The organism is Serratia sp. CY71090, from assembly GCF_052166845.1.
GTDB lineage: Bacteria > Pseudomonadota > Gammaproteobacteria > Enterobacterales > Enterobacteriaceae > Serratia > Serratia nematodiphila.
Window position 1 is genome coordinate 465,791 of the sequence record NZ_JBJNOA010000003.1, and the last position, 21,886, is coordinate 487,676.

Annotated in this window: 24 protein-coding genes, 1 tRNA gene and 1 pseudogene; 9 read left to right on the forward strand and 17 right to left on the reverse strand. The window is 48.4% G+C overall.

What is annotated here, in order from left to right:
• The first annotated feature begins 64 nt into the window (after positions 1–64).
• The 5 genes and pseudogenes from ACJ8OK_RS08645 (at position 65) to ACJ8OK_RS08665 (ending at position 4,250) form a co-directional block, all read left to right on the forward strand.
• The gene (locus ACJ8OK_RS08645) at positions 65–415 is read left to right on the forward strand and encodes a helix-turn-helix domain-containing protein (RefSeq protein ID WP_072010127.1); all 351 of its coding nucleotides are present in this window, start codon (positions 65–67) and stop codon (positions 413–415) included.
• Positions 416–937: 522 nt separating this feature from the next.
• Entirely contained in the window at positions 938–1,492 is a 555-nt protein-coding gene (gene xis / locus ACJ8OK_RS08650) for an excisionase Xis (protein WP_442530517.1), read from the forward strand.
• A 447-nt stretch (positions 1,493–1,939) separates the two neighbouring features.
• The gene (locus ACJ8OK_RS08655; RefSeq protein WP_442530518.1) at positions 1,940–2,698 is read left to right on the forward strand and encodes a HipA family kinase; all 759 of its coding nucleotides are present in this window, start codon (positions 1,940–1,942) and stop codon (positions 2,696–2,698) included.
• Entirely contained in the window at positions 2,698–3,570 is an 873-nt protein-coding gene (locus ACJ8OK_RS08660; protein ID WP_442530519.1) for a hypothetical protein, read from the forward strand. Before ACJ8OK_RS08655 ends, ACJ8OK_RS08660 begins: the two co-directional genes overlap by 1 nt.
• Before the next feature lie 244 nt (positions 3,571–3,814).
• Positions 3,815–4,250, forward strand: a pseudogene (locus tag ACJ8OK_RS08665) (hypothetical protein).
• 1 nt (position 4,251) lies between these two features.
• On the opposite strand, the gene ACJ8OK_RS08670 reads toward ACJ8OK_RS08665, so the two are convergent.
• A complete protein-coding gene (locus ACJ8OK_RS08670) occupies positions 4,252–4,443 on the reverse strand; it encodes a hypothetical protein (protein ID WP_442530520.1) in 192 nt (63 codons plus the stop codon).
• A gap of 1,072 nt (positions 4,444–5,515) precedes the next feature.
• On the opposite strand from ACJ8OK_RS08670, the gene ACJ8OK_RS08675 reads away from it, so the two are divergent.
• A complete protein-coding gene (locus tag ACJ8OK_RS08675; protein WP_442530521.1) occupies positions 5,516–5,794 on the forward strand; it encodes a hypothetical protein in 279 nt (92 codons plus the stop codon).
• Between the two features lie 17 nt (positions 5,795–5,811).
• Here ACJ8OK_RS08675 and ACJ8OK_RS08680 read toward each other — a convergent pair whose 3' ends face one another.
• The 4 genes from ACJ8OK_RS08680 to ACJ8OK_RS08695 are packed head-to-tail and all read right to left on the reverse strand — an operon-like array spanning position 5,812 to position 11,099.
• Positions 5,812–8,643, reverse strand: a complete 2,832-nt coding sequence (locus ACJ8OK_RS08680; RefSeq protein WP_442530522.1) for a lytic transglycosylase domain-containing protein — start codon at positions 8,641–8,643, stop codon at positions 5,812–5,814.
• Complete coding sequence (locus ACJ8OK_RS08685; RefSeq protein WP_442530523.1) at positions 8,643–9,947, reverse strand: phage DNA ejection protein; 1,305 nt, start codon at positions 9,945–9,947, stop codon at positions 8,643–8,645. Before ACJ8OK_RS08685 ends, ACJ8OK_RS08680 begins: the two co-directional genes overlap by 1 nt.
• Positions 9,947–10,579: a DNA transfer protein gene (locus ACJ8OK_RS08690; protein ID WP_141960735.1), complete on the reverse strand. Its 633-nt coding sequence runs from the start codon at positions 10,577–10,579 to the stop codon at positions 9,947–9,949. The genes ACJ8OK_RS08685 and ACJ8OK_RS08690 overlap by 1 nt, the downstream gene beginning before the upstream one ends.
• Positions 10,580–10,631: 52 nt before the next feature.
• A complete protein-coding gene (locus ACJ8OK_RS08695; RefSeq protein ID WP_110147368.1) occupies positions 10,632–11,099 on the reverse strand; it encodes a DUF2824 family protein in 468 nt (155 codons plus the stop codon).
• A gap of 408 nt (positions 11,100–11,507) precedes the next feature.
• Between ACJ8OK_RS08695 and ACJ8OK_RS08700 the strand changes: the two genes are divergently transcribed.
• Positions 11,508–11,714, forward strand: coding sequence for a hypothetical protein (locus ACJ8OK_RS08700; RefSeq protein WP_442530524.1), 207 nt, complete (start codon positions 11,508–11,510; stop codon positions 11,712–11,714).
• A 59-nt stretch (positions 11,715–11,773) separates the two neighbouring features.
• Here ACJ8OK_RS08700 and ACJ8OK_RS08705 read toward each other — a convergent pair whose 3' ends face one another.
• The 12 genes from ACJ8OK_RS08705 to ACJ8OK_RS08760 all read right to left on the reverse strand — a co-directional run bounded on the left by ACJ8OK_RS08705 (position 11,774) and on the right by ACJ8OK_RS08760 (position 20,552).
• Entirely contained in the window at positions 11,774–13,909 is a 2,136-nt protein-coding gene (locus tag ACJ8OK_RS08705; RefSeq protein ID WP_442530525.1) for a DUF927 domain-containing protein, read from the reverse strand.
• A gap of 57 nt (positions 13,910–13,966) precedes the next feature.
• Positions 13,967–14,494 (reverse strand): hypothetical protein, encoded by a 528-nt coding sequence (locus tag ACJ8OK_RS08710; protein WP_442530526.1) that lies wholly within the window; start codon positions 14,492–14,494, stop codon positions 13,967–13,969.
• A complete protein-coding gene (locus tag ACJ8OK_RS08715; RefSeq protein WP_407595760.1) occupies positions 14,491–14,715 on the reverse strand; it encodes a hypothetical protein in 225 nt (74 codons plus the stop codon). Before ACJ8OK_RS08715 ends, ACJ8OK_RS08710 begins: the two co-directional genes overlap by 4 nt.
• On the reverse strand, positions 14,712–14,906 hold the full coding sequence (locus tag ACJ8OK_RS08720; RefSeq protein WP_407595759.1) for a hypothetical protein: 195 nt from the start codon (positions 14,904–14,906) through the stop codon (positions 14,712–14,714). Before ACJ8OK_RS08720 ends, ACJ8OK_RS08715 begins: the two co-directional genes overlap by 4 nt.
• Complete coding sequence (locus tag ACJ8OK_RS08725; protein ID WP_442530527.1) at positions 14,890–15,777, reverse strand: ash family protein; 888 nt, start codon at positions 15,775–15,777, stop codon at positions 14,890–14,892. The genes ACJ8OK_RS08720 and ACJ8OK_RS08725 overlap by 17 nt, the downstream gene beginning before the upstream one ends.
• Positions 15,764–16,615 carry an antA/AntB antirepressor family protein gene (locus tag ACJ8OK_RS08730; protein WP_442530528.1) on the reverse strand — a complete coding sequence of 284 codons (852 nt, stop codon included), beginning with the start codon at positions 16,613–16,615 and terminating at the stop codon, positions 15,764–15,766. Before ACJ8OK_RS08730 ends, ACJ8OK_RS08725 begins: the two co-directional genes overlap by 14 nt.
• 14 nt (positions 16,616–16,629) lie before the next feature.
• The gene (locus tag ACJ8OK_RS08735; RefSeq protein WP_442530529.1) at positions 16,630–17,052 is read right to left on the reverse strand and encodes a hypothetical protein; all 423 of its coding nucleotides are present in this window, start codon (positions 17,050–17,052) and stop codon (positions 16,630–16,632) included.
• Positions 17,052–17,249 (reverse strand): helix-turn-helix transcriptional regulator, encoded by a 198-nt coding sequence (locus ACJ8OK_RS08740; protein ID WP_262190234.1) that lies wholly within the window; start codon positions 17,247–17,249, stop codon positions 17,052–17,054. The genes ACJ8OK_RS08735 and ACJ8OK_RS08740 overlap by 1 nt, the downstream gene beginning before the upstream one ends.
• 123 nt (positions 17,250–17,372) lie before the next feature.
• A complete protein-coding gene (locus ACJ8OK_RS08745; RefSeq protein ID WP_442530530.1) occupies positions 17,373–18,329 on the reverse strand; it encodes a hypothetical protein in 957 nt (318 codons plus the stop codon).
• Between the two features lie 145 nt (positions 18,330–18,474).
• Complete coding sequence (locus tag ACJ8OK_RS08750) at positions 18,475–19,689, reverse strand: tyrosine-type recombinase/integrase (protein ID WP_442530531.1); 1,215 nt, start codon at positions 19,687–19,689, stop codon at positions 18,475–18,477.
• Between the two features lie 164 nt (positions 19,690–19,853).
• Positions 19,854–19,930 (reverse strand) — tRNA-Arg (locus ACJ8OK_RS08755).
• A gap of 412 nt (positions 19,931–20,342) precedes the next feature.
• Entirely contained in the window at positions 20,343–20,552 is a 210-nt protein-coding gene (locus ACJ8OK_RS08760; RefSeq protein ID WP_033633949.1) for a hypothetical protein, read from the reverse strand.
• A 205-nt stretch (positions 20,553–20,757) separates the two neighbouring features.
• On the opposite strand from ACJ8OK_RS08760, the gene folD reads away from it, so the two are divergent.
• The gene (gene folD, locus ACJ8OK_RS08765) at positions 20,758–21,624 is read left to right on the forward strand and encodes a bifunctional methylenetetrahydrofolate dehydrogenase/methenyltetrahydrofolate cyclohydrolase FolD (protein WP_004940177.1); all 867 of its coding nucleotides are present in this window, start codon (positions 20,758–20,760) and stop codon (positions 21,622–21,624) included.
• 10 nt (positions 21,625–21,634) lie between these two features.
• Complete coding sequence (gene ybcJ, locus ACJ8OK_RS08770) at positions 21,635–21,847, forward strand: ribosome-associated protein YbcJ (RefSeq protein WP_015376914.1); 213 nt, start codon at positions 21,635–21,637, stop codon at positions 21,845–21,847.
• Positions 21,848–21,886: the final 39 nt, after the last annotated feature.

Here is a 21,886-nt window from a genome sequence, read left to right on the forward strand (position 1 = left end):
AGATTTAAAATAGATCAATTAAAAAAACACGCATAATCAATTGAAAATATGACTCAGGCATATCATGAAAGAAAACACTTGCTTTCAAAAAAAAGTCACCACAGAGATCATGAGTTGGATAGAAAACAACCTTGAACATCGCATCAGTCTTGCAGACATTTCCAAGGTATCAGGCTATTCAAACTGGCACTTTCAAAGGTTATTTAAGAAACATACGGGAAAAAACCTTGGTGACTATATTCTTGAAAGAAAATTAAAAAAATCTTATAACTTGCTTTCTACAACAAAATTATCCGTATTTGCTGTTTCTTGTGCTGTAGGATTCAAGACTCAACAATCCTTTATTAGGAGCTTCAAAAAATGCTATGGCATCTCTCCCGGAAAAATAAAAATGAAGCACAATGACAAAAAATAATATAACAAGTTAATCATCATGGGAAAATTCTTCCCATTCATATCGTGTACCGAGTTAATCCTTCTCTCGTCTAAACGATCGGGTGTCTAAGTAGAGTCAGGTCGAAAAATCACGAAGTAAAATACTGACATTATTCTTGTCATACTTGAGATAAGAGTCAGGCCTCTCTACGCGTCGCTTATTTAGGACATCTGTACGTCATATACCTGATAACAATATCCCAATACAATAAAATAAGAAGTGCTATCAATAAATGCGAGCAGACATAGGAATAATCGAGAACTTGCAGAAATACGGGGGATTTATGGACTGTAGTAGACATCAGGAGAAGTGTTAATGGCCCCTATAGGATTCGATATAAAGCAATAACTAGTTGTTAAAAATAAAAATTTTCAAATTCGATTTATTAACATGCCCCCAATAATGCCCCCACATCTTGCTAAGCCCCACACTATTGCACAAAAAACACCCGGAATTTACGTGTATACCCTTCTGTAGAGCTATGGTGATGAAGGAGGATATATGCTCGATAAGGAGGCTTGGATGACAACCAAACAGGTGTGTTCTTTAGTTAGTGTGTCATCCAGAACGTTGCTACGAATGCAAATGAAACCAGTAAATCCGTTTCCTAGACCCGATGTAACCCACGCTGGTGGAGCTAACCGCTGGAAGAGATGGAAGGTTCTGGCATGGCAGGATGCAGAGTCGTTATTAAGCTCGTCAAAACCACAAGCCCAGGGAAAGATCGCGAAAGATAGCCAAACTCTCCCGAAAATTAGTCCTAATCAAAACCACAAGCAGGCAACAAAACTCAGTGATGAAGAGTTGTGCACGCTATGTTGGCTCTGGAACCATGCAGCATTCATGATTGGCCGAATAGCTGAAATTGAGCCGCTTCTACGTGTAGCTGAACACCGGCTTGCCGGCGCTTACTGGTCAATGGCTCATGAGTACGTAAACAATACCAATAACGCCAAAAGAATTCTTGAAAAGGCAACGGCTCATATCGAATGCGAAAAACATCAGAAAGATGACTGGCGCGTCCTGGTGAGGTTGAGGGCAATTGCCAAGCCATAAGATAATTCATGCCAATCACATCCCAGAGATTTATGAGCAGCATATGGCATGGCAGTAAGGTTGCGTCCACAAAACAAAGGCACCCGTGCAAATGAAGGCCTTGGTATGCGGCTTTCCTTCGATACCAGCGAATTGCCCTATCAAACAATGACTCGAGATCACTATCGCCTTCAGTTTCTCTTAATTGAGCTTTAAATGGGCCTCAGCCTAATACCCCCGCGATGGGAAAATCGACTGCCACGGGCGCTAGTAAGCGTCAATACGGTTCAAACATGACACTTACGGAAGGTATCTACTTTAGGATGCTAGAGCCATGGCGGGCTCAAGCCAATCACTAGGTAAAATAAAGAAACCTTGCCAGAAAGCATTTCACTGATCATTTGTCAGGATATTGCAATAAGATGAATCCGTGTAATCTCAGACTAATAAAAATTTTTTGGGCCCAAAATGGACGCTATAGAGATCGCTACGCTTTTACCTGGAGCAGAACCCTTCAGTGATAGCAACATCAACCAAACATGGAAGGGCCATGTTAGAACCGCAACAGATACGGTTGTTGTCTTTGCAAAAATTATTGAGCCAAGAGAGATCTGCGTGGAAGCATTTTGTGCGACTCTAGGCAGACAACTGGGGATCCCCATCCCTAAACCATTTCTTATCCTTGCCGACAGCTCTACTTTAAACGTAGTCCCAGAAGGCCAACATGCGCTTATGTTTGGCTCAGAGGACGCGGCCTACCCAAGCTTTCGCAGGTACGCAAATTGCGTTGAATCCTATGAAAAACTCCAAAATTTCAAAGCATCCTTAGATGTTGGCGTTTTCGATGAATGGATAGCTAATCATGACCGCAATGTAGGTAACATTCTTTATGATGGTGGCGATGATTTTCTGTTTATTGATCACGGACTTGCTATACCACAAGGTTTACAGGCACATACGCCAGCAAGTGATAACAACATCCTTAGGGTTTTGTTTGCCATCAAGACTGAGATGGAGAAATTCAGAGATTTACGTACCACTTCTCAAACAATCACCCCCATGTATCGCTCCTTAAATCTAGAGGAGATAATGACTAGTACACAAGCGTCCCGCTTCATACCTGACGCAGTAATTAAGGAAATTCTGAGCTTCCTAACTGATAGATTGTCATCAATGGAAACTCTGATAAGATCAAGGTTATGCATATCTCAGATGGACATGTTCTAATGGCTATTGACCTTTCATTTTTTCCAGCAAAACCAGCTTACGCAGGTAAGTGGTGGTCGGTGTCTTTTGAACCGATCATTGGCTCTGGGGAAAGGATCAATGCCATCATTGTCGCTCGTGGAACTGACGGTAAAATTGATATAATACAGTCGATAAGAGACGAGGTTCTTGACTCCATCTACGGAACAAAATCCGACGCTATAAAAGATATGATTTCATGGGTTAAAAACTCTTTACGAACGCACTTAGGTTCGCACTTCCAGTTAGAGCAGTGGAGATCCCCTGTATCTGGGTTCATTATTTCACGGAGCGCAGAAGCCCTTGACGATAGTCTATCTGGAATTTTAAGGCAGGCAGTCAGACTTACTGCCAGTCTAGGCACCTTAACCCTTGAGGCTGACAGGTCAGAAGAAGATGATCGGCCGAACCAAAAGCAGTCAGAACAATGGGCTACGAAAATATCAGATGAAGCTAGAAACCTGAATCCTAAGTTGTCTGACTTTTTTGGTACGCGCGTACAGCTATCAAGTGTTCAATTACACACAAAGTTCGGATTTTATAACGACGTTTACGCTTCCAATTTCGGCTTAATGGTTCCAAGTCGTCTTTCGGCATCTATAAATTCCATCAAAGCAAAAGTGTATGATTTAGAATCACTTTCTCGTTCCAGCATGGTTTTAAAGCCGGAAACACTTGATGTGATAGTGGGTATACCGTCTTTTGAAGATCCGACAATCCCACCGAAAACAGTTGCAAGCATGCGTGGATATGTAGACGAATTAACTGAGCTTGCCTTTAAGGAAGGTATCAACTTTATCTCTGTACATAACGCCTTGGAGGCCGCTGAAAGAATCGTGCTAATTGCTGCCTAAATTTCCATCAGCGCCCTGTTAATCTGCTGTAAATCGCATTAATCGTGCTTACGCCAGTTTCTATAATTCACGATGCCGCAATCTTGCCGTCATGATTTTTTCATTCTGCGTGAAATTTCTGCGTAATGCTTTCCTTTTCTATGATCCCTTACTCTTCCTTCTCTTCTGCATAACTATCCATAACAGCTTTGTCTTACGGCGATAACATTGGTCAATAGTTCTTTTGCTAGCGGTGATGATGCTAATGAGTAAATCAATCTCTGTTACTTTCCGCGTTCCTGCAGAGTTGGCGGATAATTTTTCTGCTGATGTTGATGCGTCTGGCCTGGATAAAACATCATGGCTTGTGGATGCCATGCGGTTGAAGCTGGGGCTGCCTGTTGCGGGTGTAGATGCTCGATTGTGTGAGCTGGTGGAGAGGATGGAAGTTGCCGCTGCTGCGTTGATAGGTGGCAAGCAAGGGATACCCACAAAACAGTACGATTAAGCAGAAGTGATCAAGATTGTCGTTAGCACGATTAGGCAGGGGCTGGATTAATGGGCGCATTATCGCCGAGCGCATCAATGACGCCGGTTATCAGACAAAGGCAGGCAGAGCGTGGGATAAGGATATTTATAGCGCCTGGAAGCGCATGAATGGCGTTTCTAACAGGCTGGCTGAAGCTCTGGCGCAGCAATAAATTAACGTCGCGGCGGTTTTGGCCGCTCCCATTGGTAGCTATTGGAGCTCATGCGCTGATGGTGCCTTGCCGTTGCCGCCAGCGCGTTCCTGATGTCATTGCGGATGGTGTAGAGGGTGTGTCGGTCAATTTCCTCCCCGCTCTGCTTGGCTATTTCAATCATGGCCATTTCTAGCTTCTGGCGATCAATCATAAAACCCCTCAAGTTTCTACACTAAAAGTGCAGGTCGGAAAAATGAATGCAGGAATTACCGTAATCTTACCGCTGTTAACTGTGCCATACAGTAAGTCACCTACCATCGTGACGGATGGCATGACCATTATAACATGTGCAAAATGATGTAGTTCAGTTGGTTCAGTTGGTTAAATTTGTAAATAGCATTGTTTTTATTATGTTTTTATCAGAAAAATGAACCAACGCGAAATGCTTTTGAACCAACGCCAAGACGGATTAAACCAACATGATTGGAAGGTGTGAGCAAACTTTCTCGCATCTTAATTGAGGTGTTTAGGAATAAAGTGGCTGGCGATAGGTTACCAAAAAAGTTACCACGTAAAAGGCGGTTTCAGAGCGAACGTAACGAAATCCTTAGTGCTTCCTTAGGGTTTCCTTAGGGTTAAGTAACGGGGATGTTACGGGGAGGCTTTCCTTAGGGTTAAGCTAGATAAGTCGTAGTGAAGCTGGTGGTTATTTCTTCGCATAGTGACCCCGAAAAAATCTTGTCAGACGCACAATTCTTCACCCTGACTTGATGCCAGTGGTAAGACATCTAAATAGATGTGCTCAAATTTGAGCGCATCTTTGCCTAGCGGTGCTTTTATGGACTCGCAAAACTCACGCCGATCTAACATAACGATGTCCGATAAATCTTCCTCGCGTGGTGATCACCGATAAACCTTCTGCTCGCGTGGTGGCATCAGATAAATCTTCACGCTCGCGTGGCGATGTCCGAAAAACCTTCGCACGCGCGTACTGTTGCATAAAGTCTTCGTGCAATAATCCATCTAATCTTTTTTGTCCATAATAGGTAGCGCTTAACATTCCAGTGGGAAATTTCATCTGTATAACCGCGCGCGTGCGCGTACTGGTTGCGAAACTCCAACTGGTGCGGCTTGCGGGCCATAGCTGGCGATTAACAATGCTATGGCTAGCTTTGGCGGGTTAGGTTTTGTAAGGTTTTACTCTCGTATAGCTAGTTTTTGCTGATATTGTTTATCCATATATTTCTACTTAAGAAATCCATTTTTGTGAGGGGTAGATTGCCATGATCGCTGCCGTGGTTGTATGTATCGTTTTATGCGCCATTCTTCTGCTGCTGGTTAGCATCCAGGCCAAGACCATTGCTTGCCAACAAACAGTAATTTCCGACTTAAAAGAGCGAGTCGAATCGCTGGAAGGGAAGGAAAGAAAAAGCGATTACAAGATATCTCAGGTTTTGCAAAACCTATCTGAAGTCGAGGGGGTAGCTAAAGCTGCGCATGATTCAGCCTGGAGCCTATCAAGCAAGATGAACAAGCTTTCCTCCTTCCTGCCTAGCTCGTAGCCATCCTTGGCCGATGATTAATAACTATCGCCCTCAGCCTCACCAGATAGCCAGCCAATTATTCCCACTCTGGCTATCTTTGCCTTCTCTGCTGCTGGTAGTGACCTGTAGAACTCTTTCCACGCTGGCATAGCTGCTATTCTTTTTTCAAAATGGCTTGATGCTACATTTTGCTTTGCCTGGCTTTTGCTGGTCTTGGCCGCGTTAACCATATCTCGCCATACTGGACTTACCATCAAGTCTTGAGCGGCCTGGGCTCCCGTTTTTCTTGAAGCAGCTTTGGCTCCCATGTGAGCAGCTATCGAGGTATTAAGCACCGGCCCGACAACTGGCACATGCCCCATCGCTGTTGCGATTAGAGACATTTTCCCATGCTTGGAAAGCTGGTCAATAAATCCGCCTGGCTGATCGAACTTCTTCAAAAAGCCATTAAGTTTGCCAGTCTCTAAGTGATATGCGTTTGCTGACTTAACGTTTCTACCAAGCGTGTAAAAGCTATCTAGCTCCTTCATCGTTTCTGGTGGCAATTCGTTAGCCAAGAGCCGTATGGTTCCCTTTCGCTTCAAATCCCCGTAGAAGTCCACCAGCCCGTTGATGTTATTCGCCAGGTCAGAACGGCTACCCTTACGCAGCATGTCGCGCATTCCAGTAGCGATAATTTGGCTTCTGGCCTCTTTGTCCGGCACGGATCTCATCAGCCGAATGAATGGCTGCGTATTTCCGCTCTGTAAGCCATCAAGAGCGCTTTTCGCCTTAACCGTGACATCACCGCTCAAGTCCTTACCAAGAAGCTCATAGACTCGCTTCTCCATCATTTTACGCTGAGCGGTTACCGCATTCGCCGCTTTCACTTGGTCTATGTATCCTGCATATGCGGCTACAGCATCCCTATCCTTTGAAAGCACAGCGTAAAGCTGGCTAAGGTTTCTCTCTTCGGTGCTGCCAAATGGCGTGCCAGCCCGATTCAGCTCAGAGCCAACCATAGCACGCATATTGTTTAGTCTCTGGTAAGTTAGCTGCCCTGAATTTTCGGACATCGGTGATACAGCGTCATAAACCTTTTTCTCCACTGAAGATAAATGCTGGTAGCCGCCTACATCATCAGCCATGGAGTCTAGTTGGTTTCTCGTATTCACCGCATCTACTGCTGATCGTGGTGGTATAGCATCCTGAATTGGTTTGTATAACTCTCTTTCTTTGGCTTTGAGCGCATTTCTAGATGACTCAAAATCTGCCTTGAATTTATCATTCATTGCCAACCGGTCAGGCATTGCTCCAGCGTCATCAATAATTTTTGATGCCCGTTCTGAAATACGATTTATGCTATCTCGCTTAACTTTGGCCAGGACTGATTCATCCTGTGACGCTAGCGCCATCTGGACGGCTTTAAACGCATCGTTACCTGACGTGTAAGCCTCTAGCATGTCATCAGGATCTAGTCCAAGCTGCCGCGCGGCATCAACCGTGTTTTTATCAGGCTGAATATCATTAACCACTTCAGCGATTCGGCCTTTATCGCCGGTCTGCGCAGCCCTGCCAACTCGCTCAGCTGATGATGAAAGCGTGTCAGTCAATCCATTGGCTGCTGGGATGGCCGCTGCTGGCTCGGCGCTTGCCGCTCTTGCTCTAATGCCCTGCAAGGCGTCGGTAGCTTTTGACACTCCGCCTACAACTGCCCGGCCAGCAAGTGAGCCGGCCAGCCCGAGCGCTGTTTCCTCTGCTAGTTTTGACGGGTCTATCTGTCCATTCTGTTGAGATGATGCCAAAGTTCCTGGCAGGTTTTCGCCGAGCATACCGGCAATACTTGTTGCTACTCTTTCCGCTCGACCGCCATTAGCTGCCGAGGCAATAGCTGCGGCAGTTCTCTCAGCGCCAACGCCAGGGATTAAATACGGGCCTATCTCCTCTCCCAGCCTGGCGTATTGATCTGTGGGCTGAGCAACCGGACGCGCAACCGGCGACATAGGAGTAAACTCACCACCGTTTACGCCCAGGACGCCGTTTGCCCATGCCGCCGCGTTCCCTGCTGCGTTAATCACGCCTACTCCTGCGTCCATTAGGTCTGATGGAATATTGGCAATACCTCTAAGAGCTTGCTCTGGAGCGCTAGTTAGCCCTGGTGGTAAGTATTCCATTTCAGGATTTAGATTAGACCGTGCAATCTGCTGCTGCTCTGGTTGCTGCCCCTGCTGCTGAGAGGCCAGAAACTGCGCTCTCTTAGCCTCCCATGAGTCTGCTGGCGCTTGTTCGGTTGCTGGTGGCTGGGCGCTATCTTGCTGACCAGCGGCGGCCTGCTCTTTGAATTGTGCTCGTTTTGCATCCCATGCCGATGTATTCCCTACTGACGAAATATCCTCATCAAGCTTGGAGTAATCTGGCTCAGAAAGCTTTTTACTTGCGCCTGCTCTCGCTAGCTGAGCGTGCTGAATCACTTCACTATCTGGAGGAATTATTCCAGCGTCTGCAAATTTCCTCACATAGTCCGCCGTTTCTCCAGGCAGTGTCGATTTTCCGTTCCTTACAGCGTTTACACGCCCATTCCCGGCGTTATACCCGGCAAGGGCTAGCCCAATATCGCCAAAGCGTTTAAATCCCTTGTTGAGGTGATTGGCTGCGATATTGAGCTGTTCCCGATAAGGTAGTGACGCTGGATCGACTCCTTTCATTCCGGCATCGGTCATAGCAGACGGCATCAACTGGCCATAGCCACGCGCGCCTTTTGATGATGTGGCTTTACCGTCGCCAGATGACTCGGTGTTTACCAATGTTTCCATAGTCCCACTTGGGAATCCGTATTTCTCGTCCAGCCTGCGGGCATACGAGGCTTGATCGTTGCTGATTCCTGACATTACATGCCCCCTTTCAGTTTGGCCTGGTAGTAGCTCTCAGGGAGGTAGCCGTGCGCTGTGATGTATTCCTTAACCAGAGACGGATCTTGCAATAGCATTTTTGTGTCAGTGGTCTCATCGCTGGACTTTTTAACAGGAATGCCGAGGTCTGATATTTGTCGCTTCTGCATGCGCACGATCGTATTCTGGGTCTTGTTCAGCTCGCGCATGAAATCGTTGTTGTTTGTTGCTGATTTAAGGCTGTTTACTGATTGCATGAGCGCTGCGCGTTCACCTTCAGTAGGATTGCCGCCAAATGTCCCTTTAAGAATCGGCAGTACCATCTTCGTGTTGTACTCATTAGCCTTTGCGCTAAGAGTCCTTGTGTCATCCGCCCAGTTTGGAGCCCAGCCAACACTACCGCCCTGAGCGCGGCTAACTGCTGAGGGGTGCTCACCTACAATACCTGATATCTCATTGCCAACGCCTAGAGCCTGGTTAAGGTTTTCAATGCTACTCGCCGCAGTGTTTATTTTGTCGTTAAGCTTCTCTGTCTGGGCCTGTTTTACCTTGGACAGCTCAGCGTTTAGCTTTTCCCTCTCTAGGCTATTTGATGCGTTTTCAATCCGCGCTTTCAGTGACATCTCTCTTGTGCGCAATTGGTTATCTGTCTGAACTTTGAAGCGATCAAGGTCTAATCGCTCATCTCCCTGTCTAGCCCCTTGCTGCGCAGAGAATTGAGCAGTATTAGCGTTCTGTTGCGATGTTCCTTGCGCCTGTTGTTGGTTGGTAACGTTAAAATAGCTGTTGGGATCAGCATGCAGGTGAATTAGGTCAGCGGTTCGGCTAAACCCTTGCGGGTCTTGCTGCCAGGATTGGTAAACTTCATCAGGCGTCAGCCCAAATCGCTGTAATACCGGCGATGCTCCCTGGATTGCGCTCTGCATGGCGCGTGGGTCATTGGTTTGAGAAGCTAGCCGTAAGTTCATGGCGGCATTTGCTGTTTGCTTGTTTTGTTCGGCATCAATAAACCCCATCTGCTTCTGTGCTTCATCCATAAACTGCGGATAATCAGCAATTAGCTTTTGAGCACCAGCTCGATCGTTCTGTGATACAAAGCCTCCTAGTTTCTTCTGGAAGTCCTGCCTTTGTTGCTGCTGTTGCGCTGCCTGACCTATTTCAGCAACACCTCTCAACCCCTGAAGCGCCACCAGCCCTAAATTGGGCTGCTGCTGATACTGCATAGGGGTGGGAACCGATGATCCGGGAGCGTTACTGTTTTTAGGGGCCATATCAGTTAGCCCGGTAAGTTGCCATGTAGCCATTAGAATCCAATCCCCCCGAGCAAGCCAAGACCGCCACCCAGAACGGCACCTAACCCATTACCAATTCCTGGTAGAACCGTGCCTAATGCCGCTCCACTAATCGCGCCTGTAGCTGCGCCACCGATCCCTCTAGCCAAACTAGATGGTTGTTGAGCCTGTCCGGCACGGATTGAGCCTAGCCCTTGCAGAAGCTGACTTGTGTTGTTTGCGTAGTTTTGTCCAGCCGTTGCCTGCCCTGACGCTGCGTTCATGCCTACGCTAAGCAGGTTGCCGTAATTGTTCATCTGGCCTGAAAGCCAGTTGTTATAGAGCTGCGGAGCAATTGTCGCTAAGCCGTTGCTGGTAGCGGTGCTACCAAGGCCGCCGGTTGCTTCTGCTGACGCCAACTGCTGGTATCGAGCCTGGTCTGCTTGTGATTTGTATAATCCAGATCCAAAAAAATCGTTTGCAGCTTTATTCTGGCCGTCTAGTGTCATCAGTGATTGAAGGTTTTGGAGTGCTGGCAGGCCAACCTCTGCATACGGCTTCAGATTATTCATCACCGTATTCCATTGCTCACGCTGCAAATCAATGGCTTTTTGTTGTGCTTCTGCCTGCGCACCAGCGCCACCATCCCCCCCACCTTTGCGCATGCGGCTTTCTTTCATCCGCTTGGAGTTCCCGCAGCGGCTGTTTTCAAAAACATCAAATAATTTCATTCAGATATTCCTCATATTGTGAGCGCCTTAGCTGATAAATGGTCACTCCTACTGGTTTGCCTTGGCTTTTGTATGCGTCATCAAGGTGCCCAACGCGTGTAGCGCCAAGCAGACGAATAATTGCGCGGCCGTATTTAGTGGTGTCTGGCACCATCGTGATGCTGTTCAGGAAGGGGGAATTGCTTAAGAGCCATTTACAGAACAAGCGGTGTCCATGGAGCGCGTACTCGCCACGAAAACCAGGCTCGTAAATCGCGTGGCACTCAACAACGCTATGCCAAAAGTTTCTAACCTCGTGGACGCCAGCGAGGATTGTCCCCTCGTAAATCCCTAGGTATAGGGCGTCATGCTTTATTTGGTAAGTATCACCAGCATCTACGATGTTTCCGGTATTGCATGGATCGTTTAGAAATTCCTGCAATCTCCGGGGGTCTTCGATGATCTTTAATTTCATCCTCTGACCTACCGTGCGCCCTATACGGCGCTTGCCAAAGCTTTGTTTACCAATCCGCGCACGATTGCGTTGACTGTAGGTGCTACATTTAGCGGCGATCTGCGCCGTTCTTCTTCCTGTAGCTGCTTAACTGCCTCTATCTGCTCCTTTGTTAGAAGCACTGGCTTGTAGTTTGGATTGTATGCCATTTCATCACCTCACTGGTTATTCATACATATTTATTTTATTTCATTTTATGCAATTAACAACACAAACATTGCAAATAATGAAATAATTTACATGCAAAACGACCGGCGGATAGCTCGTCATGAGGGATCTATTGTTAATGCCGTAAACCGTTACGCATCATAAAAACTGTCAAAGGTTGACATATCTAATCATGCGTAAATTTAAGCGAGGTTAGATGGAATGGATGAATTTAAGCCCTGGCATAAAGCTAGGGTTGGTGGTGATATCTTTTGGCGTCGCGTTACTCTTGTCTATCTGGTCTACACCCCTTTTTATGGACTCAAAAAACTATTTATCTCTTCTGATTTGTTGGTTCAAAATATTGGGTTGTTGGTTCAATGTTGGTTCATTATTCAATTTAATATCCTTAAAAAACAAAGAACATAACCAACTGAACCAACTAAACCAACTGAACCAACACCATTTATACGTATGTGGACTGCTTGTTATTCTTCCTTGCTATCGCTCTCTGGCTGGAAGTTGAGAACATAGACGTTAATTTGCCTTCCTTGGAAGCGCGGCGATTTACGCTGATACCCTCTACCGCTTGTTGGAGGTGTTAGCATGCCAGCCTGCTTTAAGACTTCTGCCGCTTGCTTAGCGTTAAATCCCTGCGCGATTTCCTTCTCAAACGTCGCCGGGAACGTGTAGAAAATCGTAGGACTTTCGTCATGCTCTCCCCTCTGCCTAAAACCGGCCAGCTCTTTTATTGGTAATGCTTCGTGACAGTAAGGTAGTGGCGCATAACGGCTTAGCCCATAGGCGTTAAGAAATGACTCCGTTTGAGCGATGATCTGCTGATGTTCCTTATTGCCAGTGCCGAATTCGCGCAACCATGCGTTATAACTGTGCTGTATCGCATCACGACAAGTTTGCGCATCCCATCCGGTGATTCCTTCACTCAGCAGCAAAGCGGCTTCTAGAATGGCAAATCTTGCTCCCACGCGGTGAACTTGCTCGCCGTAGTCTGATGGGATGATGCTACGCCATCTGGCCTCGCACGCGCGCACTGAATCAATGGCTTGCTGCTGGTGGCTTGCTAGCCATTTAATCCACTCCCTGCCTGCCGCCCCATGATGATTAATCCACGCATCTTTAAGAGCGTCAGCATGTTGCTTTCCGTTCTGATGCGAATGGAACTTAACAGCCTTACTAAGCGGGATATTCAACAGCCTAACCAGTTGTCCGGCTTTTGTTTTCCGTCCTGATGTGGCAATGAAGGTCTCTAAGTCCATCTCGCCGGTGCTGATCGCCACCGTGCGCCAGCGCTTTAGGTCTCTGTTCCCCCCCTCCTTTGCGCCCTGTAATTTACCTACCCCATTAAAAAGCGCGTAGGCTGCTTGTGAGACGCTTTGAGGCTCAGCACCTTGTCCAACTTCATCTAGAGGCATTAGTCCGTCATTATGCGCTGCTGCTTCGTTTGCTAGCCCTAATGCGGTGCCATACCAAGTAAGGCGAAGCAGGTCTGGATTTCCATAGAGGCTACTCGCCACGTTGGCTGTAGTTGTCTTACCGGCGCTTGATTGCTCATAAAAATGGATTCCGAATCCATCTGAGCCAGATAGCCCAATTAGCGGAGCGGCCAGGGCGGCGGCCGTGCCGGTCATCATGGAGTAATTGCCGCTAGCCAGCATGGCTACAGTTTCTTTCCATCCCTTTGCAGTCCCTTTTATGCTGTAACCAGACGCCGCCGAACTGCGCCCATTAAACAAAACTGGGATTTCTGGTGATCCGATAATCTCACCATCTGGCATGATGTATGCCCCGCACTGCCAGCCGGTCGCATGCGATACGCGCCAGAACGCACATGAGCCGCTACGTTGTATCCAATCAGCTAATATTGCCCGCAGGCTACTTTTAGTGGTTATGTTTATGCCACCAGCCTTGAGGGTTCTCCATCCCTCCCTTTCTCCTATATCGGCAAGCGGTATGGCTGCTGTCGTTGCATGATCGGCACCAAAGGCTTTCCAGCGGATAATTAGATACTGATCTTTGTCATCGCGTCCGGTTCCTATCACTTCCATTGGAGATGCTAGCCAAGTTTCATTGCTGGCAATCTCGCCGCTTGTTTTATCGATGCTGGCCGTAATCCAGAACACGCCATCATCGCGGCTTTCTACTCGCGGTTTTAATGGGTCTGTGTCGCTTGTTGTAATCTTGTTGTTCTCTTTCTCTCCACTAATTACATGGAGCTGTACTGCTAGCGCCTCTCCGCTCTCAGCCTCTTCTTTGAGCCTTGCGAGCTGTGATGTCCAATCCTCAATCAACTCATAGCTTTCTGAATAAAAACGCGCCTGGGAAACTCCTGAAATCGCTAACTGTGTCGCAATAGCAGTTATGTGGAGTTCGCTCAATTTACCGGCACGATACACCCGCGCAAAACGTCTACCATCATCTACGATCCGTATTGAATTAAGCGCTGATAATTCCTTGTCTGATAGAACTACCGGAGGGGTATTATCTTTAGCAGGGTTTCCCGCCTGCCAGTGCTTGGCGTGAATCCACGCATCATGGCCTGCAAATATAACCGCCTCAGTAAAGATATCCTTAGGCAGGTGCTTAACGTTCGGGGCGCTTTTCATGATTTACCCTCTAATTTTTTATTGGGACTAATGGCTTTCATACGGAATGCGATCACATCAATGCCTTTCATCGCCATACCCCACAAAATCGATGGCTCTGGCCATGTAATCCACCAGCATCCCCCACTTTGTTATGCCGTATTCTGATAACGTGCGATCTTTATTCATCCACAGCTCAAGCTCGGCACATGTGGTCATCAGCCACATATCCCCATGCACCTTTTGCATGATCGGGTACATAAAGCCGCAAATAAGCTCGCAAACATCAGAAGGCTTTAGAGGGGTATTAATATTGCGCCCCTCCTTGGTGATGATTGTCATTGATTCTGTGCCCGATTCGCTCAGGTTGTGAACCCATACCGCGCCAGCAACGCCAGCTACCTTTTCTCCAAGCTCAGCCGAAATTACTGATTCTGCCTGGTTAGATAAGGCGCTGCTGAATGTTTCTGATTGCTCTAAGGGAAGTGAGCTAGGGGCAAATTCTGAGCCAGGTTTAGGCACCGAATGGGTGCCTAATTTTCCAGTCTCTTTATCTAATAGCTTCTTTTCATCCACTAGATTATTCGGCTGGTTCTTTTTGTTCATGATTTTTTACCTGCCATCCCCTGCATAACCATCCCTGCCAAAACTTCGTCGGCACCTTCCATAATCTCTGGAACACCTTGAAGAAGTGACATAATTGCTCCGATTAAATCCTCCTCACCATTGCTGTGCGTGCGTAAAGAGGTGCGCTCTAACCAGATTGATAAAACAGCTTGTGCCTGCTGTACGCGGCAAATTGAATCCGCTAGAGATACCTGGCTCATAACTCTCCCTCCAATTCAGTAATTACTTGCCCAGCTTGTGCGAGAATCGATCTGCAGACGTCAACAACATCCACGATGTCACATGGCTCCATGTTTTCCGCCGCCAGACTAAGCGCCACCAGCACCGCCTCGGCATGCTCTATGTGCTCTTTTGCCCAAGCAGACTTCTGTTTATTAGTTTGATTTTTCATGGTTGCCCCCAGGGATTTCATTTCCTTCAAGCAAGCTACGCAGATCGCGCAATGCAAGTTCCATCATGGAAATCAGTGCAGATACATACTCATCTTTGCAGTCTGAATCTCCGGCATGAACATCGCGCATCAGTTCGGTTAGGCTAATAAGGTCGCACACGCGATCTACTGGATTGGATGGGAGGTCATAGGTTCTAAGCATGTTCAACCCCCAAAGGGATACGGCCCATGAAGAAGGTGACATGGTCGCGAGCAAGTGAGCGACGCGCATCACGCTCGCTATCTGCTTGGATATGGAAGACAACAGGCTTGATTGTCGGGCAATCGCGCCGAACAGCGGCGATAATCCAACAAATTTGCGGTTTTTTGGTGAGGGTAGTAGCCAACATATGGCAGCCTCCGATAACTGGGTCAAATCCCCACCACCGGAAACGCCAATTTCACTGGTGGTGAGCTGAGCAGGGTTGGCGTAACCGGCGTTATCGGAAACCGGCGCATCTTTCGATGCCCCCACCCAGCCCACCATAACTTCGTGTGCGGCACGGATTATAACCGCATCGCTAGAAAAAGGGTGAGCCAAGCCTACGACACAAAAAAAGACGCTAGGCGCGTCATGTGTCGCCGATAACATTACCAGGACGCCAATCCTGACACCTGATTTTGCAGGTGCAATATAACCATAGTCTCGGTAGACGCTACTTAGCAAGCCCTTTTTTATGGACTCCGAAAACTCTGCACATGTGCTGGTCGCGAAACTCAACCCATCTAGCGAAATTGCCGCCGAAAAACCTCCTTCAGTACCAACAACATATTTCCCAATGTCAGGTTTTGACAGGTTCATAGCGCCGAGAAAATCATCATTTATCATCATTCTCGCTCTCCAGGCGCTTGGTTAACCAACGCTGCGAAAGGCGCATCAGTTCAGTTTTGCGCGACTCATAGTCCATCCCCATATCAATCAGAGTAATGTTGGTGCTTTCCATGTAGGAGAGGTGCTCAAGCTGTTCAGTGTTCATGCTGTCGCGTGGATCACCATCTAATCCGTTAGCCAACGCCCACTGCTTAGCGGTTATGCCTCCCAGGACGATACGAGCAATCATATTGCTTTCGTTGGTGTAGTGATTCTGAGAGGTTTGCTTGCCCTGTTCAGCGCGAGCAGCCTCTAAGGCTGTACACATCGCGTTGAACATATTGGCAGCCCCAATACGTGTCTTGAGCTGGTGGCGTAAACGTGAGGCTATCTCTGGGACACTGCGGTATAACTCCTCCTCACACTGGATGAAGTAACGGCGAATAGCTCGACCCTGATCGTTGCGTTCAACCATCGCCAGCTCTTTAGCCATGCTCAGAGTGATAGAGTAATCTTTGCTGCGCCTGTCGCCGCCTCGGGATACTTGCATTCGCGCTGGCATTACCTGATCAATATTTGAACTTTGAAACACCGAAATGGGTGTATCAGACTCAGCGTAATCAACCGCGCTTTTGAAATCGTATTCCTCCACTCTCGCATTAAACCAGCTGGAAAATACACGCCCCACTCCCAGCGATTTATGCAATGCCTTGGCGCTAACAATATTGCTTTCACGCCCGCCGATCTGACCGGAAATAACCGGTACCAAGGCAGCAAAGTCATTACTGTTAATATCACAGTGGCTTTCTTTGGGGTGAGTTTGGCCCCGGCCAGTGTTGGCCGTATTTTTCATAGTCATATTGTCAGGTTCCGTTAGGCGGCGGTGAAGGCATCCGGGTACAAGGTCAGTATGTTGGCTATGTCGCTCTGGGATAGGCCGTTATAACCACCAGCAGCGGCGTTATGGTTGACCAACCGGATCACGCGCAGAACGTCAGCACAGCTCACAAAGCGATATCGGAAATGGCTGCCGATGCCATCCGGGTTCTTCTCATCGATGCGCTCCAGTTGAATATCAAGACTGCGCTCCAGCTCGCTTGCGTAGTTGCGGCCAGATGAGAGGCGGCAATACTTGAGAATGTCATTTTCTGTCCAGCCATTAACGCCAGTTTTCAGCATGTATACACGGGCGCGGTGCTTCTTCGGTGCTGGCTTGATAGTAGGTATGTCGCTATTATCAGAGGTGCCAACCTTCTGACTAGCCGCCTGCTGTACAGGGCGGTTTTTCATTTCCATTACGCAACCTCCCCACGAGACTCAGCGATGCGCTGATCAATCCACTCATCAATTTCACTTTCAATAAAAGCAATTGAACGTGAGCCGATTTTTACAGGTCGCGGGAAGCGATCTTGAGCAATGAGTTTGTAAATCCATGCTTTCCCATTGCCAGTTCGATGCATAACTTCAGGCATTTTTATTAGTCGCTTTGTCATAAAACCTCCTGTAGATATGTGGCGTCACCAGTGGACGCCTGTAGATACAGAAACGATTATGACGGGCAAGTTTGAAAAGGATAAGGCACAGTTACAGCACTGTGCCTATATAGTTAGGCAACTCTACCCCTTGTTGTTAGTAGCAGACCTGAGATGTTTTAGGATGACAGCCTCGTTTTTAATAGATAATGGAGGGATCTCGTCCAGATGGTTAATGATACAGTCTCGCCACTTTTCAGGGCTTATCTCTTTGCGTTCGCCACGGCATTCATCTGGATATTTTGAAAGTAAGCAAATTGCCGATCTTAATAACATCTCTCTATTGGCCGCATGGTATTCTGCAATATGGCCAACTTTTTTAAGTCCATGTGAGAGATCAGAGTTTAATGGTTTATTTTGGTGAATGAAGCTTGAAATATCATTATAATCACCATTATGGTTCAACAAAACCCTCGCTTGATCGGCTGTTATCCACAAATCATTTGCAGTTATTTCAATATCAGGAAACTGTTCTTCATCATGAACATAGTCATCTTCTCCAGCACAAATATCATCATTATTAATCGCCAAAGGTATTAGGCATAGGTTTGGTGTTTTTTCATCTGTATTGTAAAGTCCCAAAGACCCCCAAAGAAGAGATGATTTTCCATAGTTCAATACAGTGTTTATTACTGGCAGCTGAGGCTTCCACAATCCGTAAGCTCTACCTGGATGGCTTTGTGACTCCTCGATAGAAGAGCTACCGTCAACATACTGAAGCGGATAAAACAGTGGATTAAATATTGCCTTATCACTTTCCTCATCATATGAAACACGGTCAATAGCGAAGGATGAATATTTAGATATATTGTAAGCAGGAGCCAAATGACTCTGATTAATGCTTAAGGATAAGTACCAATCAGTGTTTTTTTTATCATTTCCTTCAACCAAAAGCGTTGATTTTAAACCATCTAACATCACACACAGGGTTATTTTCTCAGACACAGCAAGACTTAATAAGTCATCAGTGCAAACACCTAAAAATTCCGCAGCTCTTTTTATACGGCAAAATGAAAACGGTATGATTGTAGTACCAGACATAACGCCACCTCACGCCCTCTGAATTTTGGCGGCTATGCCAGCCCGTAGAGGTGTACGGGTTTTCGGGGATCAACCTAGACATAGCCTATTCTTTGTTCGTCTACCTAAGTCTACTGCGGTCTAATGGTACTGTCTATACATCCAGTCATGCTCGTTGCCCAAATGCTCCATGTACCAAATTTCCCCCATGCTCCAGACTTTCCATGTAGTCGGCATACCACTGAAGCATCCCCCGCCGGCCATCCAGATACTGGGCATGGTTGTAAGTTCCCCGGATACTGTTCTTATCCACGTGGGCCAGTTGGGTTTCAATCCAGGCAGTGTTATAGCCTTGCTCATGCAAGATAGTGCTCATGGTATGACGGAAGCCATGTCCAGTAGCTTTACCATCATAACCAATACGCTTGATAACCTGGTTAATACTGGCTTCGCTCATTGGCTTACCGGCATCATTGCGCCCAGGGAAAACAAATCTGCCACGCCCGGTTAGCTGATGGACTTCAAGCAATAACTCTTTTACTTGGGTAGATAACGGCACCACATGGGGGCGGCGCATCTTCATTCTTTCTGCGGGGATCTCCCAAATTCCCGCATCAAAATCGACTTCCACCCACTCTGCCGCCCTAAGTTCAATAGTTCGTGTTCCAGTCAACATCAACAACTTGGTCGCGCTGCGTGTAATCAAGCTGCCACTGTAGTCGTTCAACGCAAGAAGGAAGTCACCAATCTGATTTAACGCCAAATGAGGGAAGTGCTTTTGCTTTGGTGTTTTCAGCGCGCCGGCCAAATCCACCACGGGATTATGCTCTGCCCTACCCGTGATTACGGCATAAGTGAATATCTGGCGGCACGCCTGGCGAGTCTTTTTGAGTTTATCTAATACTCCACGCTGTTCCATTTTCTTCAGAACGGCGAGCATTTCGACAGGTTTAATCTCGGTAACGGAGCGTTTACCGATATAAGGGAAGATATCTTTAGTTAGGGCCTCTAGCAGATCAGAAGCATAACCATCCGACCATGTAGAGCGCTTGTGTTCATGCCATTCCAAGGCGACAGACTCAAAACTGTTTTGAGCTGCGAGCAGTCTCGCCTGTTTATCGGCCCGCTTCTCTTGCCCCGGATCTCCACCAGCAGCCAATACCTTTTTGGCTTCTTCGCGCTTTCCTCTGGCGTCAGCCAGTGATACTGCCGGGTAAATACCGAAGACGACACGTTTTTCTTTCCCGCCTATCCGGTACTTCATGCGCCAGCTTTTAGTTCCGTTGGGGAACACTTCTAGGTACATGCCCCCACCGTCGGCCAATTTATAGGCTTTGTCCTTCGGCTTAGCTGTGTCTATCTGGCGAGCATTTAGCTTCATTTGGGGGCATCGCTTTCATTGAACCTGACAATGCCCCCAATAATGCCCCCATTTGGGTGTAGATTTCAATAGATGTAAGTAGACGTGGAGATAGTGAATGCACGGATTAATCGCGGGAATACTGGGTTTTTGTGGACTGTTGTAGACATCAGGAGAGGTGTTAATGGCACGCCCTATAGGATTCGAACCTATGACCTACGGCTTAGAAGGCCGTTGCTCTATCCAACTGAGCTAAGGGCGCATTGAGATGCGGCAACCTGCGGCTGCGGGTTGCGATTATACGGTCAGAGGTTAGCGAGTCAATGCCTTTTCATGACGTTACGGCGGCGGCCGTGCTTTATGGCGTTTTTTCCACCAGCGCCCGCGCGGTGAGGGTTCTCGTCAACGGGCGCCGTTACGCTGAGCCAGCCCGGCGCCTACGTAAATCGGCGCGTGCTCACGCCCTTGCCGCCCGTTGTCCCGCCGCTGGCAGAGGCGAGCAGACATAACCACTGCGGCAATGTCCCCCCAATCGGCATGCTCAATCACCCGTGTGTTGCAAGTCGCCGCCACGTTTTCAACCCATGCGGCGTCAGGGCGTGCGCTGTTTAAAGAAGCCTGGCTCCCCGATGCCCAAACCAGCAACAGCGTGCAGCCTGCCCAGGCGCAGCCCTTCATACGCATAACTTCCGCCACAGCGCATTCAGGCGTGCCCGCCACAACGGCGCCGCCTCATGCTTGCCGAGCTGATGCAGCGCGGTGAGTTGCTCACTGTCCGCCGGATGCAGCGAAGAATCGAACACCGTCTCCCCCACATGTTTAGGCTGCGCCGGTTGCTGATCAGGCTGATGATGCAACGGATAAAGCCGGGTTATCGCTCTCATGATCCTGCCCTCTTTCGCCCTGTGTATGGCCCCAGCGTAGGCAAATGCCGGTAAAAATGGTGTAGAGGTTCCTGAAGCCGGCATAAAAAAAGCATAAATCGGTCTCGCCAACGGCGGCGAGGGTGATTCTGCGCCTGACAGCGCGCTCAGCTTCTGACAGAATAGCGGCATCCCCGCTTTTCTTAATTGATGGATTTCCACACTGATGTCAGCAAAGATTATTGATGGTAAAACGATTGCGCAGCAGGTTAGAAACGAAGTGGCTGAGCAAGTGAAACAACGTCTGGCGGCCGGCAAGCGCGCGCCAGGGCTGGCGGTTGTGCTGGTCGGCGAGAATCCGGCTTCGCAAATTTACGTCGCCAGCAAGCGCCGCGCCTGCGATGAAGTCGGCTTCCTCTCCCGCTCCTACGACCTGCCCGCTGCCACCAGTGAAGCCGAGCTGCTGGCGTTGATCGACCAGCTGAACGCCGATGAGGAAATCGACGGCATTCTGGTGCAGCTGCCGTTGCCGGCCGGCATCGATAACGTCAAAGTGCTGGAACGCATCCATCCGGACAAAGACGTCGACGGCTTCCACCCGTACAACGTCGGCCGCCTGTGCCAGCGCGCGCCCAAGCTGCGCCCATGCACGCCGCGCGGCATCGTCACCCTGCTGGAGCGTTATAACATCGATACCTACGGCCTGAACGCCGTGGTGGTCGGCGCCTCCAACATCGTCGGCCGCCCGATGAGCATGGAGCTGCTGCTGGCCGGCTGCACCACCACCGTCACCCACCGCTTCACCAAAAATCTGCGTCATCACGTCGAGAACGCCGATCTGCTGGTGGTGGCGGTCGGCAAACCGGGCTTCATTCCGGGCGACTGGATCAAACCGGGCGCCATCGTGGTGGACGTCGGCATCAACCGTCTGGAAAGCGGTAAAGTGGTGGGCGATGTCGATTTCGACGCCGCCAGCGAGCGCGCCGCCTACATCACCCCGGTGCCGGGTGGCGTTGGCCCGATGACCGTGGCTACACTGATCCAAAATACCTTGCAGGCCTGCGAGGAATATCACGACGTTCAACCTAAATAAGTAAGGCAGTATGGAAATTTTCAATCTGGACAATCATCCCCACGTCGAACTGTGCGATCTGCTGAAGTTCCAGGGCTGGTGTGAAAGCGGCGGCGCCGCCAAAGAAGTCATCGCCGAAGGGCTGGTGAAAGTCGACGGCAAGGTCGAAACCCGCAAGCGCTGCAAGATCGTCGCCGATCAGGTGGTGGAGTTCAACGGCGGCAAGGTCATGGTTAAACCCTAACCTGCAGCCATAGAAAAAGGCGCTGAATTCAGCGCCTTT